The sequence below is a fragment of the Pantoea sp. BS_8 genome, assembly GCF_041954965.1.
Classification (GTDB): Bacteria; Pseudomonadota; Gammaproteobacteria; order Enterobacterales; family Enterobacteriaceae; genus Pantoea; species Pantoea stewartii.
In genome coordinates, this window is record NZ_JAVAXU010000006.1 from 117,791 (window position 1) to 132,638 (window position 14,848).

Annotated in this window: 15 protein-coding genes; 12 read left to right on the forward strand and 3 right to left on the reverse strand. The window is 54.5% G+C overall.

Annotated elements, in window-relative coordinates:
* Positions 1-110: 110 nt before the first annotated feature.
* Positions 111-968, forward strand: a complete 858-nt coding sequence (gene rpoH / locus RAC65_RS13275) for an RNA polymerase sigma factor RpoH (protein ID WP_006121051.1) — start codon at positions 111-113, stop codon at positions 966-968.
* A gap of 43 nt (positions 969-1,011) precedes the next feature.
* On the opposite strand, the gene panM is transcribed toward rpoH, so the two are convergent.
* Complete coding sequence (gene panM / locus RAC65_RS13280; protein WP_058701437.1) at positions 1,012-1,398, reverse strand: aspartate 1-decarboxylase autocleavage activator PanM; 387 nt, start codon at positions 1,396-1,398, stop codon at positions 1,012-1,014.
* A gap of 401 nt (positions 1,399-1,799) precedes the next feature.
* On the opposite strand from panM, the gene RAC65_RS13285 reads away from it, so the two are divergent.
* From RAC65_RS13285 to ugpQ, 10 genes are all read left to right on the forward strand, one after another.
* Positions 1,800-2,924, forward strand: a complete 1,125-nt coding sequence (locus tag RAC65_RS13285) for a branched-chain amino acid ABC transporter substrate-binding protein (RefSeq protein WP_006121049.1) — start codon at positions 1,800-1,802, stop codon at positions 2,922-2,924.
* Positions 2,925-3,052: 128 nt separating this feature from the next.
* Positions 3,053-3,979 (forward strand): high-affinity branched-chain amino acid ABC transporter permease LivH, encoded by a 927-nt coding sequence (gene livH / locus RAC65_RS13290; protein ID WP_375096796.1) that lies wholly within the window; start codon positions 3,053-3,055, stop codon positions 3,977-3,979.
* On the forward strand, positions 3,976-5,247 hold the full coding sequence (locus tag RAC65_RS13295) for a high-affinity branched-chain amino acid ABC transporter permease LivM (RefSeq protein WP_033738194.1): 1,272 nt from the start codon (positions 3,976-3,978) through the stop codon (positions 5,245-5,247). The genes livH and RAC65_RS13295 overlap by 4 nt, the downstream gene beginning before the upstream one ends.
* A complete protein-coding gene (livG, locus tag RAC65_RS13300; protein ID WP_006121046.1) occupies positions 5,244-6,011 on the forward strand; it encodes a high-affinity branched-chain amino acid ABC transporter ATP-binding protein LivG in 768 nt (255 codons plus the stop codon). Before RAC65_RS13295 ends, livG begins: the two co-directional genes overlap by 4 nt.
* A 1-nt stretch (position 6,012) precedes the next feature.
* Positions 6,013-6,720 carry a high-affinity branched-chain amino acid ABC transporter ATP-binding protein LivF gene (livF, locus tag RAC65_RS13305; protein WP_058701434.1) on the forward strand — a complete coding sequence of 236 codons (708 nt, stop codon included), beginning with the start codon at positions 6,013-6,015 and terminating at the stop codon, positions 6,718-6,720.
* Positions 6,721-7,004: 284 nt separating this feature from the next.
* Positions 7,005-8,321, forward strand: coding sequence for a sn-glycerol-3-phosphate ABC transporter substrate-binding protein UgpB (gene ugpB / locus RAC65_RS13310; RefSeq protein WP_033738192.1), 1,317 nt, complete (start codon positions 7,005-7,007; stop codon positions 8,319-8,321).
* Between the two features lie 55 nt (positions 8,322-8,376).
* Positions 8,377-9,264, forward strand: a complete 888-nt coding sequence (gene ugpA, locus RAC65_RS13315) for a sn-glycerol-3-phosphate ABC transporter permease UgpA (protein WP_006121041.1) — start codon at positions 8,377-8,379, stop codon at positions 9,262-9,264.
* Positions 9,261-10,106 carry a sn-glycerol-3-phosphate ABC transporter permease UgpE gene (gene ugpE / locus RAC65_RS13320; RefSeq protein ID WP_006121040.1) on the forward strand — a complete coding sequence of 282 codons (846 nt, stop codon included), beginning with the start codon at positions 9,261-9,263 and terminating at the stop codon, positions 10,104-10,106. The genes ugpA and ugpE overlap by 4 nt, the downstream gene beginning before the upstream one ends.
* A 2-nt stretch (positions 10,107-10,108) precedes the next feature.
* Positions 10,109-11,182, forward strand: coding sequence for a sn-glycerol-3-phosphate import ATP-binding protein UgpC (locus RAC65_RS13325; RefSeq protein ID WP_033738186.1), 1,074 nt, complete (start codon positions 10,109-10,111; stop codon positions 11,180-11,182).
* Entirely contained in the window at positions 11,179-11,922 is a 744-nt protein-coding gene (gene ugpQ, locus RAC65_RS13330; protein WP_058701432.1) for a glycerophosphodiester phosphodiesterase, read from the forward strand. The genes RAC65_RS13325 and ugpQ overlap by 4 nt, the downstream gene beginning before the upstream one ends.
* On the opposite strand, the gene RAC65_RS13335 is transcribed toward ugpQ, so the two are convergent.
* Positions 11,919-12,206: a DUF2756 domain-containing protein gene (locus RAC65_RS13335; RefSeq protein WP_033738183.1), complete on the reverse strand. Its 288-nt coding sequence runs from the start codon at positions 12,204-12,206 to the stop codon at positions 11,919-11,921. The two genes, ugpQ and RAC65_RS13335, sit on opposite strands and share 4 nt — an antisense overlap.
* A gap of 207 nt (positions 12,207-12,413) precedes the next feature.
* Between RAC65_RS13335 and ggt the strand changes: the two genes are divergently transcribed.
* Positions 12,414-14,159: a gamma-glutamyltransferase gene (gene ggt, locus RAC65_RS13340; RefSeq protein ID WP_375096809.1), complete on the forward strand. Its 1,746-nt coding sequence runs from the start codon at positions 12,414-12,416 to the stop codon at positions 14,157-14,159.
* Positions 14,160-14,192: 33 nt separating this feature from the next.
* Here the strand turns inward: ggt and RAC65_RS13345 are convergent, their stop codons facing one another.
* The gene (locus tag RAC65_RS13345; protein WP_262959578.1) at positions 14,193-14,687 is read right to left on the reverse strand and encodes a GNAT family N-acetyltransferase; all 495 of its coding nucleotides are present in this window, start codon (positions 14,685-14,687) and stop codon (positions 14,193-14,195) included.
* Between the last annotated feature and the right edge of the window lie 161 nt (positions 14,688-14,848).

Consider the following 14,848-nt stretch of genomic DNA (forward strand, 5'->3'; position numbering starts at 1 on the left):
TTTGTTTTCTAAGTAGCACAGATTGCTTTTGGTTTTCCTGCGACGTTGACATAATGTGACGTGCGCTTATGGAAAGATGCGGCAATTCCACTGATTTTGTGAGGGTTTGAATGACCAAAGAAATGCAAACTTTAGCTATTGCTCCTCTGGGCAACCTGGAATCTTACGTTCGGGCTGCCAACACCTGGCCGATGCTGTCGGCAGAAGAGGAAAAAGCGTTGGCTGAACGGCTGCATTACCAGGGCGATCTGGATGCGGCAAAGACGCTGATCCTGTCTCACCTACGCTTTGTTGTTCATATCGCTCGTAACTATTCTGGCTATGGCCTGCCTCAGGCTGACCTGATCCAGGAAGGTAACATTGGCTTGATGAAAGCCGTTCGTCGCTTCAATCCTGAAGTGGGTGTTCGTCTGGTGTCCTTTGCCGTTCACTGGATCAAAGCAGAAATTCACGAGTATGTGCTGCGTAACTGGCGCATCGTGAAAGTGGCAACCACTAAGGCACAGCGCAAGCTGTTCTTTAACCTGCGTAAAACCAAGCAGCGTCTGGGCTGGTTTAACCAGGACGAAGTCGAGATGGTGGCGCGTGAGCTGGGCGTGAGCAGCAAAGATGTGCGAGAAATGGAATCGCGCATGGCGGCTCAGGATATGACCTTCGATATGTCCGCTGACGATGAAAGCGGCGAAGGAAAATCCATGGCGCCGGTGCTGTATCTCCAGGATAAAACCTCTGACTTTGCGGACGGCATCGAAGAGGATAACTGGGAATCGCATGCAGCCGATAAGCTGACTTATGCAATGGAAGGGCTGGACGAGCGCAGCCAGCATATTATCCGTGCCCGCTGGCTGGACGAAGACAACAAAACCACTCTGCAGGAACTGGCCGATCAATACGGTGTTTCTGCTGAGCGCGTCCGACAGCTTGAGAAGAATGCGATGAAAAAACTCCGAATGGCTATCGAAGCCTGACGAGACAGGGCGGCCTCAGGTCGCCCTTTTTATTGCCCGCGATTTATTTTACCCAGCCATCAACCTGCGCACGAAATCCACAGGCCTGCATAAACGCCGCCCGAACGCGTTGATCTTCGCTACCGTCATCAGCAATCCACCAGTCCTCCAGCGATGGGTTCTGCTTCATCGTGTCTTCCAGCAAATATTGCCCGACACCGCGACGTCGCGTGACATCTCTGACGGTCAGATGATGCACTTTACCGTGGATACCGGCTATCTCTAACTGTAACGCCGCCAGCAAACGGTCGTTGAAGCGTGCGACATAAAGGCGGTGATTTTCATTTAACGCGTTTTCCAGCGTGGCCAAATCCCTCTCAGGCCAGATTTTCTCCAGATCGATCCGATCCTGCTGCGTTAGAGAGGTCAACCGCAAAATAGTAAGCTTCATAACAAACACCTGTCCGTGTAAAAGCCGAAAGTGTAGTCAATTCCCGTAATCAGAACCCCGGCACATTTTACGCAATAAAACAGGTCAAAACAGCGACAGAGTGCCAGGATAATAGTTATAAACAGGTAGTCAGCATTTAAAGCCAGCATAACGCGCTGGCCTTGTGAACAAAAGCCGCGCATTGCATCCAGTTGATTATGCTGCTTTTGGCCGCGAATCATGAATATGTCAGTTGCTTTACAGAATAAACTTCCTGTTTAATAGACTGAAATATAAAGCCTTATTATTAATAAAAGCCAGAAAAGCGTGCTAACTCCTTATTGTTAAATCAGTTTTCCCCTTTATCTGGCCAAAATAAAACCACTCACAACAAACACGACATAACTGATGGGGTAGTTCGCATGAAAATGACAGGTCGCGCGTTACTGGCAGGATGCATTGCATTGGCGATGAGCCATGCGGCAATGGCGAAAGACATTAAGATCGCTATCGTAGGTGCCGCTACTGGCCCGGTCGCGCAATATGGTGATATGGAATTTACCGGCGCCGCACAGGCGATTAAAGACATCAATGCCAAAGGTGGCGTAAACGGCGACAAACTGGTCGGTGTCGAATATGACGATGCCTGTGACCCGAAACAGGCGGTTGCGGTGGCTAACAAGGTCATCAATGACGGTATCAAATATGTTATCGGTCACCTGTGCTCCTCCTCTACGCAGCCTGCATCAGATATCTATAACGATGAAGGCGTGCTGATGATTACGCCTGCGGCTACCGCGCCAGAACTGACTGCACGCGGCTATGCCGACGTGATGCGTACGACCGGTCTGGATTCTGATCAGGGTCCAACTGCGGCGAACTACATTCTGGATGTCATCAAGCCAAAACGCATTGCTGTGGTGCACGACAAGCAGCAATACGGCCAGGGTCTGGCAGAATCGGTACAGAAAACCCTGAAAGCGAAAGGCGGCAACGTGGTGATGTTTGAAGGGATCACTGCGGGCGATAAAGATTTCTCAACGCTGATTGCGCGACTGAAGAAAGAAAACGTCGACTTTGTTTATTACGGTGGTTATTACCCGGAGCTGGGCCAGATTCTGCGTCAGGCAAAAGCGGCAGGACTGAAAGCAGGCTTTATGGGGCCAGAAGGTGTGGGCAACGCCTCGCTGTCTAACATTGCGGGCGACGCGTCAGAAGGGCTCTACGTAACCCTGCCAAAACGTTACGACCAGCTGCCTCAGAACAAGGCCATCGTGGACGCCATCAAAGCGAATAGCGCGTCTAACCGTAAAGATCCTACCGGCCCGTTTGTCTGGACAACCTATGCGGCTATCCAGTCTCTGGTGACCGGCATGGAGCGCAGTAAGAGCGATGAGCCGGATGCGATTGCGAAGAACCTGAAAACCGGCGCACCGGTTCCGACAGTGATGGGCGACCTGAGCTGGGATCAGAAAGGCGATTTGAAAGGCTTCGAGTTTGGCGTCTTCAAATGGCACAAAGACGGTTCGTCTACCGCAGTTAAATAAGGCACTGATTCTTCCCCGTCGTACGACAGCGGGGAAGCAGGAGAAGGCGTGACTGACGCGCCATCGCCTGACTAACCCTCTTCTGGCAGCAGGAGAGGGGTTTTCTGGTTTCTGAGCAGGTCCTCACTATGTCCGAGCAGTTTCTCTATTTTATTCAGCAGATGTTCAACGGGGTGACTCTGGGGAGCACCTACGCGCTGATCGCCATCGGTTACACCATGGTTTACGGCATTATCGGCATGATCAACTTCGCCCATGGCGAAGTCTATATGATCGGCAGCTATGTCTCTTTTATGGTTATTGCAGCCCTGATGATTATGGGTATTGATACCGGCTGGCTCATGATTGCCGCCGGTTTTGTTATGGCCGTTATCATCTCCAGTGCCTATGGCTGGAGCATCGAACGGGTGGCTTATCGTCCCGTACGGGCATCCAAGCGTCTGATTGCGTTGATTTCCGCCATCGGAATGTCCATCTTTCTGCAAAACTACGTCAGCCTGACGCAGGGTTCACGTGACCTTGCCCTGCCGAGCTTAATCACCGGCCAGTGGACGCTGGGCGAAAGCAACGGCTTTGCCGCCACGCTGTCGACGATGCAGATCGTGATTTGGGTGGTCACGTTCCTGGCAATGCTGGCCCTGACCCTGTTTATCCGTTATTCCCGCATGGGACGCGCCTGCCGCGCCTGTGCGGAAGACCTCAAAATGGCCAGCCTGCTGGGCATTAATACTGACCGGGTGATCTCGCTGACCTTTGTGATTGGTGCGGCGATGGCGGCGGTTGCGGGCGTGCTCTTGGGGCAGTTTTATGGCTCGATTAACCCGTTTATCGGCTTTATGGCGGGGATGAAAGCCTTTACTGCGGCGGTCCTGGGCGGCATCGGCAGTATTCCCGGCGCGATGATTGGCGGGCTGGTGCTGGGCATTGCCGAAGCGCTGACCTCGGCTTATCTCTCCACCGAATACAAAGATGTGGTGTCGTTTGCCTTACTGATTGTGGTGCTGCTGGTCATGCCTACCGGTATTCTGGGCCGCCCGGAGGTGGAGAAAGTATGAAACGCCTTGGTCTGGTCAATGCGATTGTTTCAGCGGTCATGCTGCTGGTGCTGGCGGCCTTCTTTATGGGAATGCGCCTCGATCTGAATGGTACGCAGCTACAGATAGTGAATGCCGGCAGCGTGCGCTGGAACTGGATATTCATCGGTTGTGCCGTTGTGTTTTTGTTTCAACTGCTACGTCCGCTCTTTCAGGGCAAGCTGACACGTAGCGGTGGTGGCCTGGTGCTGCCGGGCTTCGACGGCTCAACGCCAAAGCAAAAAGCCATTATGGGCTTGATGATCGCCGCGGCGGTTATCTGGCCGTTCCTGGTTACACGCGGCAGCGTCGATATTGCCACCCTGACACTGATCTACATCATGCTGGGTCTGGGACTGAACGTGGTCGTAGGGCTGTCGGGTCTGCTGGTGCTGGGCTACGGTGGTTTCTATGCCATTGGCGCGTATACCTTCGCGCTGCTTAATCATTACTATGGTTTTGGTTTCTGGCAAAGTCTGCCGCTGGCGGGCCTGGTGGCGGGGGCATTTGGCCTGATGCTCGGCTTCCCGGTGCTGCGCTTGCGCGGTGACTATCTGGCTATTGTCACGCTCGGCTTCGGCGAAATCGTCCGTATTCTGCTGCTCAATAACACGGCAATCACCGGCGGTCCGAATGGGATTGCTCAGATTCCTAAGCCCACCTTTTTTGGCCTGGAGTTTGGCCGTCGCGTCAGCGAGGGGGGATGGGGCACGTTTCACGATGTCTTTGGCATGAAGTACGATCCTAACGACCGGGTGATATTCCTCTATCTGGTGGCGTTGTTGCTGGTGGTGCTGACGCTGTTTGTGATCAACCGCCTGCTGCGCATGCCGCTGGGTCGGGCATGGGAAGCGTTACGTGAAGATGAGATCGCCTGTCGTTCGCTGGGCTTGAGCCCGACCCGCATTAAGCTGACCGCGTTTACTATCAGCGCCGTCTTTGCTGGCTTCGCGGGAACGCTGTTTGCCGCTCGCCAGGGCTTTGTCAGTCCGGAGTCCTTTACCTTTGTCGAGTCCGCTTTTGTTCTGGCTATCGTGGTGTTGGGCGGAATGGGCTCGCAGTTTGCCGTTATTCTGGCCGCCATTTTGCTGGTGGTTTCGCGTGAGCTGATGCGCGACCTCAACGAATACAGCATGCTGGTATTGGGGGCGCTGATGGTGCTGATGATGATTTGGCGTCCGCAAGGCTTACTGCCGATGAAACGACCGCACCTGAAACTGCGTCAGGGTAAACAAGGAGAACAGGCATGAGTCAGCCTTTATTAGCCGTTGAAGGCCTGATGATGCGCTTCGGCGGTCTGTTAGCCGTGAACAACGTTAAACTGGAATTGCGCCCCCAGGAAATTGTGTCGCTTATTGGTCCAAACGGTGCAGGTAAAACCACTGTCTTTAACTGCCTGACCGGCTTTTATAAGCCAACGGGCGGCAGTATCACCTTACGCGACAAGAACCTGACTGGCCTGCCCGGACAGAAGATCGCCCGTATGGGGATCGTGCGGACCTTCCAGCACGTCCGTTTATTCCGCGAAATGACGGTGATTGAAAACCTGTTAGTCGCCCAGCACCAGCACCTGAAAAGTGGCGTGTTTGCGGGGCTGCTGAAAACCCCGGCTTTTCGCCGCAGTGAAGGCGAGGCGCTGGATCGCGCTGCCACCTGGCTTGAGCGGGTTGGCTTACTCGATATGGCGAATCGCCAGGCCGGTAACCTGGCTTACGGTCAGCAGCGCCGACTGGAGATCGCCCGCTGCATGGTGACGCGGCCGGAGATTTTAATGCTGGATGAACCGGCAGCCGGACTTAACCCGAAAGAGACGCATGAGCTGGATGCGCTGATCGCCGAGTTACGAGGCGAGCATAAGGTATCCGTTTTGTTGATTGAGCACGATATGAAGCTGGTAATGGGCATTTCTGACCGTATTTATGTGGTGAATCAGGGCACGCCACTGGCGAACGGCACGCCGGAAGAGATTCGTAATAATCCGGATGTGATCCGTGCCTATTTAGGAGAGGCGTAATATGGCCATGTTAACCATTGATAACGTCAGTGCGCACTATGGCAAAATTCAGGCGCTGCATAATGTCAGTTTGCATATCGATCAGGGCGAAATCGTCACCCTGATCGGCGCAAACGGCGCAGGCAAAACCACTTTGCTGGGCACATTATGCGGCGAGCCGCGCGCCACCAGCGGTACGATCACGTTTGACGGCAAAACCATTACCGACTGGCAAACGGCGCGCATTATGCGTGAGGCGATTGCCATCGTGCCCGAAGGTCGCCGCGTGTTCTCACGCATGACGGTGGAAGAGAACCTGGCCATGGGCGGTTTTTTTGCCAGTCGCCCGGAGTATCTGGCGCGCATCGATCGCGTTTACACTCTGTTCCCACGTCTGGCAGAGCGTAAGGTGCAGCGTGCGGGCACCATGTCGGGCGGTGAACAGCAAATGCTCGCCATCGGCCGCGCGTTAATGAGCCAGCCGCGCCTGTTGTTACTCGATGAGCCTTCTCTGGGTCTGGCGCCGATTATTATCCAGCAGATTTTTGACACGATTGAGCAACTGCGCAGCGAAGGTATGACGATTTTCCTGGTTGAACAGAACGCGAACCAGGCGCTGAAGCTGGCCGATCGGGGCTACGTACTGGAAAATGGTCATGTCGTGCTGGAGGATAGCGGTGCGGCACTGCTGTCGAATGAAGCCGTGCGCAGCGCCTATCTGGGCGCCTAGGTTTCTCCGCCATCATCTACGCCGGGTGACTGCAGGCTCTGTGCCGGGCTGTCACCCGGCGAATTTTCCTTCCCTTACGGCACATACTTATCCCTGCTTCAGCAGCGCGGTTCAGCCCGGTGCTTTCCGGTCCATTAAACGCGCTTATCACTGTCATATCCTGACATTCTGTCGTCATTTTTCCGTCATCTGACTGTTATTTTTCCGTCATTTCCACATGTCATGTTACTTCGCGAGCAAAAAATGCGTGATAGCGCGCGTACCTACCTGAACAGGAAAATCCTATGTCCGTTGTTACTTTTCGTCGTAGCCTGATGAGCGCCCTGCTCGGTCTGGCGATCAGTGGTAATGCACTGGCCGTCACTGAGATCCCTTTCTGGCACTCAATGGAAGGCGAGTTAGGCAAAGAAGTTGACTCACTGGCACAACGTTTTAACCAGGAACACCCTGACTACAAAATCGTCCCTGTGTACAAAGGGAACTACGAACAAAGTCTGGCGGCAGGTATCGCCGCGGTCCGCACCGGAAAAGCGCCCGCGCTGTTGCAGGTTTACGAAGTGGGCACCGCCACCATGATGGCCTCTAAAGCCATTGTGCCTGTTTATCAGGTCTTTAAAGACGCGGGCATTTCAATGGACGAGAAGCAGTTTGTTCCTGCGGTCGCGGCTTACTACAGCAATTCAAAAGGCCAGCTGATCTCGCAACCGTTCAACAGCTCCACGCCTGTGCTGTACTACAACAAAGATGCGTTTAAAAAAGCCGGTTTAAACCCGGATCAGCCACCCAAAACCTGGCAGGAACTGGCAAAAGATGCCGATGCACTGCGTAAATCAGGCATGAGCTGTGGCTATGCCAGCGGCTGGCAGGGGTGGATTCAGATTGAGAACTTCAGCGCCTGGAACGGTCTGCCGGTGGCCACAAAAAATAACGGATTCGACGGCACCGATGCGGTACTGGAATTCAATAAACCGGCGCAGGTTCGCCATATCCAGTTGCTGGAAGACATGAACAAGAAAGGTGATTTCACCTATTTTGGTCGTAAAGATGAATCCACCGCGAAGTTCTATAACGGTGACTGTGGCATGACCACGGCCTCGTCAGGTTCACTGGCCGATATCCGCCATTACGCCAAATTCCATTACGGCGTCGGCATGATGCCTTACGATGCGGATATTCCGAATGCCCCGCAGAATGCGATTATTGGCGGTGCCAGCCTGTGGGTGATGAAAGGCAAAGATGCCAATACCTACAAAGGCGCGGCGGAATTTATGAAGTTCCTTACCGAGCCAAAAATTGCCGCGGAATGGCACCAGAAAACGGGATACCTGCCTATTACTACCGCCGCGTATGAGCTGACGAAGAAAGAAGGCTTCTACGAGAAAAATCCAGGTGCGGATATTGCGATTCGCCAGATGATGAACAAGCCGCCGTTGCCTTACACCAAAGGCATGCGTCTGGGGAATATGCCGCAGATTCGTACCATCCTGGATGAAGAGTTAGAAAGCGTCTGGACCGGCAAGCAGACACCGCAGGCTGCGTTAGATAACGCCGTGAAGCGGGGTAATGAGCTGCTGCGTCGTTTCGAGCAACAGAATAAATAATCCGTTCTGCAGGCCAGCTCCGGCTGGCCTTTTTTCACCCAAGTCAGAGAACGTTATGTCTCCATCTCGCCCGGTGTTTCGTAATCGCCTGTTACCCTATTTGCTGGTGCTGCCGCAACTCCTGATCACCGCTATTTTCTTTGTCTGGCCAGCGGGTGAAGCGTTGTGGTATTCACTGCAAAACCTGGATCCTTTCGGCATCTCCAGCACCTTTGTGGGTCTGGCGAACTTTGAACGGCTCTTTTCCGACGGGCTTTATCTGGACACCTTCTGGACCACCATCAAGTTCAGCAGCATGGTCGCCTTTTTTGGCATGGTGTCCTCATTGCTCCTGGCGGCGCTGGTGGACTACGTCGTACGCCTGCGCAAGCTCTATCAGATGTTGCTGCTGTTGCCTTATGCGGTGGCACCGGTGATCGCGGCCGTATTGTGGATGTTCCTGTTCAGTCCCGGACTGGGGTTGCTGAGCTACCTGCTTAACCACATGGGCTATAACTGGAACTTCGCACAGAACAGCGGCCAGGCCATGTTCCTGGTGGTGCTGGCCTCCGTGTGGCAGCAGATGAGCTACAACTTCCTGTTCTTTTTTGCCGCGTTACAGTCGATACCAAAGTCGCTGGTCGAAGCCGCCGCCATTGATGGGGCAGGGCCGGTGCGTCGGTTCTTCTCTATTTCGCTTCCGTTGATTACCCCGGTGAGTTTTTTCCTGCTGGTGGTCAACCTGATTTATGCCTTCTTCGATACGTTCCCGGTCATTGATGCCGCGACAGGCGGTGGCCCGGTCCAGGCGACGACGACGCTCATCTATAAGATTTATCGTGAAGGCTTTACCGGTCTGGATCTCTCCTCATCTGCTGCGCAGTCCGTGGTGTTGATGCTGTTGGTTATCGCGCTGACCGTCATTCAGTTCCGCTTCGTCGAGCGTAAGGTGCAATATCAATGATTGAAAATCGTCGCGGGCTGGACATTTTCAGCCATGTCGTCCTGGTGCTGGGTATTCTGACCATCCTGTTTCCACTCTATGTGGCCTTTGTGGCCGCCACGCTGGATAACGACGCCGTCTATAACGTCCCGATGACGCTGATTCCCGGTACTCACCTGTGGGAAAACATTTCGCATATCTGGACGCAGGGCGTGAACGGCAACGGTCCGGCCTTTAGCCTGATGCTGATGAACAGCGTTATCATGGCGCTGGGCATCACCGTCGGTAAGATTCTGGTGTCGATTCTGTCCGCTTTTGCCCTGGTGTGGTTTCGCTTCCCCCTGCGCTCACTGTTCTTCTGGATGATCTTTATCACCCTGATGCTGCCGGTCGAAGTGCGCATTTTCCCAACGGTGCAGGTGATTGCCGATCTCAACATGCTGGACAGCTACAGCGGCCTGACACTGCCCTTGATGGCCTCCGCGACGGCCACTTTCCTGTTCCGGCAGTTCTTTATGTCGTTGCCGGATGAGCTTATTGAAGCCGCGCGCATTGACGGTGCCAGCGCGATGCGTTTTTTCTGGGACATCGTGCTGCCCTTGTCAAAAACCAATCTGGCGGCGCTGTTCGTTATCACGTTTATCTATGGCTGGAACCAGTACCTCTGGCCATTATTAATCATTGATAACGCCAGCCTGGGCACGGCCGTGGCGGGGATCAAAAGCATGATCTCTACCAGCGGTTCGCCAACGCAGTGGAACGAAGTGATGGCCGCAATGTTATTAACCCTGATTCCACCCGTGGTGGTGGTGTTTGTTATGCAGCGCGCCTTCGTGCGTGGTCTGGTTGAGAGTGAGAAATAGTGATGGCAGGCGTAACCCTTCAGGCGGTGACCAAATCTTACGACGGTAAAAATCAAATCATCCAGCCGCTCAACGTCACGATCAATGACGGCGAGTTTATGGTGATGGTAGGCCCTTCGGGTTGTGGCAAATCCACGCTGTTGCGCATGGTGGCCGGACTGGAGCGCGTCACGTCCGGCGATATTTATATCGCGGATAAACGCGTCACGCATGAGGAGCCCAAGGATCGCGGCATTGCCATGGTGTTCCAGAACTATGCACTTTATCCCCATATGTCCGTCGAAGAAAATATGGCTTACGGCCTCAGAATTCGTGGGATGAGTAAAGAGCATATTCGCCAACGCGTGCTGGATGCGGCACGGAGCCTGGAGCTGGATCATCTGTTAACGCGCCGTCCACGTGAGTTATCCGGTGGACAGCGCCAGCGCGTGGCCATGGGGCGTGCCATCGTGCGTGAACCCGCCGTATTTTTGTTCGACGAGCCGCTCTCTAACCTGGATGCGCGCCTGCGCGTACAAATGCGCCTTGAGCTTCAGCAACTGCATCGCCGTCTGCAAACGACCAGCTTATATGTGACGCACGATCAGGTTGAAGCGATGACGCTGGCCCAGCGCGTGATGGTGATGAACAAAGGCGTGCTGGAACAGATTGGCACGCCGGTCGACGTTTACGAGCGCCCGGCCAGCCTGTTTGTGGCCTCCTTTATGGGTTCCCCCGCGATGAGTCTGATACAGGGCAATTTCAGCGAAGATGGCGCTCGCTTTGTGGTTGATGCGTCCCACGCTATTCCGGTGGGCGAGGGCAAAGCCAAATGGGCCAATCGCCCCGTGGTGCTCGGTATCCGGCCCGAACATGTTCAACTCAGTAGCCAGCAGCAGGGCGGCATTCCCTTCCGTGTTGAGACGCTTGAGATGCTGGGTGCCGACAATCTGGCACACGGTCGCATCGGTGAGGCACGTTTAGTGGTACGCTTACCCCATAGCGAGCGCCCGGAAGCAGGCAGCACCCTGTGGCTGCATCTGCCTGTTGAGGCGTTACATTTCTTCGATTCAAGTCACGGGAAGCGTCTGGAATGAGTGAAAAGCAATGGCCCTATCCGCGCATTGTCGCCCATCGTGGTGGTGGCAAGCTGGCACCTGAAAATACCCTTGCTGCGATTGACGTTGGCGCAAAATACGGACATCTGATGATTGAGTTTGATGCCAAACTCTCGGCAGATGCGCACATTTTTCTGCTGCATGACGATACGTTAGATCGCACCAGCGACGGCTGGGGCATTGCGGGCGAGCTCCCGTGGGACAAGCTGTCGCAGCTTGATGCGGGCGGTTGGTTCAGCGCGGCCTTTCAGGGCGAAAAGCTGGCCCGACTGGATGAGGTCGCGGCACGCTGCCGTCAGCATGGTTTGATGGCCAATATCGAAATTAAACCGACCACAGGGACCGACGCCGAAACCGGACGCGCAATTGCGCAGGCCGCTGCCACGCTGTGGCAGGGGCAACCTCTTCCTCTTCTATCCTCGTTCTCCTTTGTGGCACTGGAAGCGGCCATGCAGGCCGAACCACAACTGCCGCGCGGCCTGTTATCTCATCACTGGGATAACGCATGGCGGGAGAAGACGCGGGCGCTGGACTGCACTTCAATTCACCTGAATCACAAGGTCCTCACTGAGGCCAGAGTCGCTGAGCTGAAAGAGGCCGATCTGCGTATTTTGGTGTATACCGTGAACAGCCCGGAACGGGCAAGGACATTACTGAAATGGGGCGTCGATGCCATCTGTACCGACAGCATCGACAGCATTGGCCCCGATTTTCACTAGTTCATATTCTGTTGGTTCTGCTGCTGGCCCGGCTGCGATTTGATCACGCGCTGCTGGGCACTATCCCGCTGCTCCTGCAACTTCCGCTGTACGTCCTGATTCTGCCGCTGCTGGTCCTGCTGTAACTTCGTCTGCTGTTGCTGCGACTGGTTAAGCATCTGGGTCTGCATGCGTTGCTGGCTGGGATTATAGCCAGGCTTGTTGGGATCATTCGTGCTGTTCAGCATGTTCGCCATGCCAGTTAACGGCAGCAGGGCGGCGAAAACCATAAGCCACTTTTTCATTTTAATCCTCCAGTAAACGACCGGTGCTGTGTGTGCATGCCTGAAGCAGGTCATGTGATCGTTAGAGTAAGTTTATGCGCTGGTTCAGATTACTGCTCCAGGAGTGCACTGAATTTGCGTTAATCCTTGATATTCGGCTTTGTTTGTAGTCAGTTACATAAAGGATAAAGAAATGTAAATAACCGTGAAGGTGGGAACGGAATGATGATGCAAGCCAGGTTACGCCAGCTGAGCTGGTCACTACTAATGAGTTTTACTGTTGTTACGGGGGCACATGCCGCACCGGTTCAGGCACCGCCCGTCTCCTATGGCGTGGACAGCGATACGTTTCATCCGGTCAAAGCCCATAACGGCATGGTAGCGTCAGTCGATGCGCTGGCCACCAATGTGGGCGTGGATATCCTGCGTCAGGGCGGTAACGCGGTCGATGCCGCTGTGGCGGTTGGCTTCGCGCTCGCAGTGACGCATCCGCAGGCGGGCAACCTGGGCGGCGGTGGATTTATGCTGTTGCGAACGGCATCAGGACAGACCACGGCGATCGATTTTCGTGAAATGGCCCCGGCGGCGGCCACGCGCGATATGTTCCTGGACAAGCAAGGCAACGCCGACAGTAAGCTTTCTCTAACGTCACCGCTGGCTTCAGGCACGCCTGGCACCGTGGCTGGCTTTGCGCTGGCGGTGAACAAATACGGTACGCTGCCGCTGAATAAACTGCTGGCACCTGCCATCAAACTGGCGCGCGACGGGTTTATCGTGAATGATGCGCTGGCGGACGATCTTAACACCTATGGCAAGGAAGTCCTGCTCGCCCATCCCAACAGTAAAGCTATTTTCTTCAAACCGGATGGCACGCCCTGGCTGAAAGGCGAACGTCTGGTACAAAAGAATCTGGCTCACAGCCTGCAGTTGATCGCACAACAAGGCCCGGATGCGTTTTATAAAGGCAAGATTGCCGATCAGATTGCGGCCGAGATGGCGCAGCACGGCGGCCTGATAACGAAAGCCGATCTCGCGGCCTATCATGCGGTAGAGCGTAAGCCGATCAGCGGCACTTACCGGGGCTATGAGGTCTTCTCGATGCCACCACCCTCATCGGGCGGTATTCATATCGTGCAGATCCTGAATATCCTGGAAAATTTCGATCTGGGAAAAATGGGTTTTGGCAGCGCCGACGCCATGCAGGTCATGGCTGAAGCAGAGAAGTATGCCTATGCCGATCGTTCCGAGTATCTGGGCGATCCAGACTTCGTCAAAGTCCCGTGGCAGGCGCTGACCAGCAAAGCCTATGCCAAATCGCTGGCACAGCAAATCGATCTGGCGAAGGCACGGCCATCCAGTGATATTAAGCCCGGTAAACTGGCCCCTTACGAAAGTAATCAAACCACTCACTTCTCTGTGGTGGACAAAAGCGGCAATGCGGTTGCGGTAACCTACACCTTAAACACTAACTTCGGCAGTGGCATCGTAGCGGGTAACAGCGGCATTCTGATGAACAACCAGATGGATGATTTCTCGGCCAAACCGGGCACGCCGAATGTATATGGGCTGGTGGGCGGGGAAGCCAACGCGGTGCAGGCTGGCAAACGTCCGTTATCCTCAATGTCACCGACTATCGTTGCGAAGGACGGAAAAACCTGGCTGGTTACCGGTAGCCCGGGCGGCAGTCGCATTATCACCACGGTATTACAAATGTTCGTGAACAGCATTGATTACGGCATGAACGTGGCAGAGGCGACCAATGCGCCGCGTTTCCATCACCAGTGGCTGCCCGATCAGTTACGGGTTGAGAAGGGCTTCAGCCCGGATACGTTGCGCTTGCTCGAAGCGAAAGGACAACACGTTAAAGTGCAACCGGCCATGGGCAGTACACAAAGTATTATGATTGGTCCTGACGGTACGCTGTACGGTGCGTCTGATCCCCGCACGGTGGGCGATCTGAGTGCCGGTTATTGATATCGGTGGGCAGCCTTCTGGCTGCCCGTTTCGTTATGCTCTGATACGCGCCATAAAATGCGCATCTGTCATGTTCCCCTCGCGTATCGCATAGCCCTGCGCGGTGCCTTCAATTCGGAAACCGAACTGCTGGTACAGCGCGATTGCTTTGTGATTGTCAGCAAAGACCGTCAGTTCAATGCGCGTCACCTGAAGCCAGTTGTCGCAAAGATCGACCATTGCCGCCATCAAAGCTTTGCCCACCCCGCGTCGATGAAACGCCGGATCAACGCCCATCCCTATGCTGGCGCAGTGTCGCCGCCGTGCTGTCGTAACGCCTTCAAGCGTGAGTTGCCCGACCACCTGCTCATCAATACAGGCTACCAACATATGCACACTGGCGCGTGGACTAGCCAGTTTTTGCTCCCATAGTGAGGGCGAGGGATAGGGCAGGTGCAGGGTCGCGGCCTGGGTTTCAGGCTGGCTGTAAAGACGAGTTAACGCGGGGGCATCAGCCGGGACAGCATGGCGAATCATCACTGAAGGCATCGCGGTTATCCTTATGAGCACGTGGTAAGCCCTTTAAACATCAGGGGATTTACGTCAGGCGTCAACAGAAATAATACACAAAATCGCTTTACAGACGAGAATGATAATGATTATTATTGTCATGCTTTCTGGATGTTGTCGAGACGTCAGAAAGCACGACA

Excerpts from the sequence above, each read along its gene's own strand:
- ugpQ (WP_058701432.1), top strand. The coding sequence starts at position 11,179 with ATGAGTGAAAAGCAATGGCCCTATCCGCGCATTGTCGCCCATCGTGGT.
- ugpA (WP_006121041.1), top strand. The coding sequence starts at position 8,377 with ATGTCTCCATCTCGCCCGGTGTTTCGTAATCGCCTGTTACCCTATTTG.
- ugpE (WP_006121040.1), top strand. The coding sequence starts at position 9,261 with ATGATTGAAAATCGTCGCGGGCTGGACATTTTCAGCCATGTCGTCCTG.
- RAC65_RS13285 (WP_006121049.1), top strand. The coding sequence starts at position 1,800 with ATGAAAATGACAGGTCGCGCGTTACTGGCAGGATGCATTGCATTGGCG.
- RAC65_RS13345 (WP_262959578.1), bottom strand. The coding sequence starts at position 14,687 with ATGCCTTCAGTGATGATTCGCCATGCTGTCCCGGCTGATGCCCCCGCG.
- panM (WP_058701437.1), bottom strand. The coding sequence starts at position 1,398 with ATGAAGCTTACTATTTTGCGGTTGACCTCTCTAACGCAGCAGGATCGG.
- livG (WP_006121046.1), top strand. The coding sequence starts at position 5,244 with ATGAGTCAGCCTTTATTAGCCGTTGAAGGCCTGATGATGCGCTTCGGC.
- RAC65_RS13325 (WP_033738186.1), top strand. The coding sequence starts at position 10,109 with ATGGCAGGCGTAACCCTTCAGGCGGTGACCAAATCTTACGACGGTAAA.
- livF (WP_058701434.1), top strand. The coding sequence starts at position 6,013 with ATGGCCATGTTAACCATTGATAACGTCAGTGCGCACTATGGCAAAATT.
- ggt (WP_375096809.1), top strand. The coding sequence starts at position 12,414 with ATGCAAGCCAGGTTACGCCAGCTGAGCTGGTCACTACTAATGAGTTTT.
- ugpB (WP_033738192.1), top strand. The coding sequence starts at position 7,005 with ATGTCCGTTGTTACTTTTCGTCGTAGCCTGATGAGCGCCCTGCTCGGT.
- RAC65_RS13335 (WP_033738183.1), bottom strand. The coding sequence starts at position 12,206 with ATGAAAAAGTGGCTTATGGTTTTCGCCGCCCTGCTGCCGTTAACTGGC.
- rpoH (WP_006121051.1), top strand. The coding sequence starts at position 111 with ATGACCAAAGAAATGCAAACTTTAGCTATTGCTCCTCTGGGCAACCTG.
- livH (WP_375096796.1), top strand. The coding sequence starts at position 3,053 with ATGTCCGAGCAGTTTCTCTATTTTATTCAGCAGATGTTCAACGGGGTG.
- RAC65_RS13295 (WP_033738194.1), top strand. The coding sequence starts at position 3,976 with ATGAAACGCCTTGGTCTGGTCAATGCGATTGTTTCAGCGGTCATGCTG.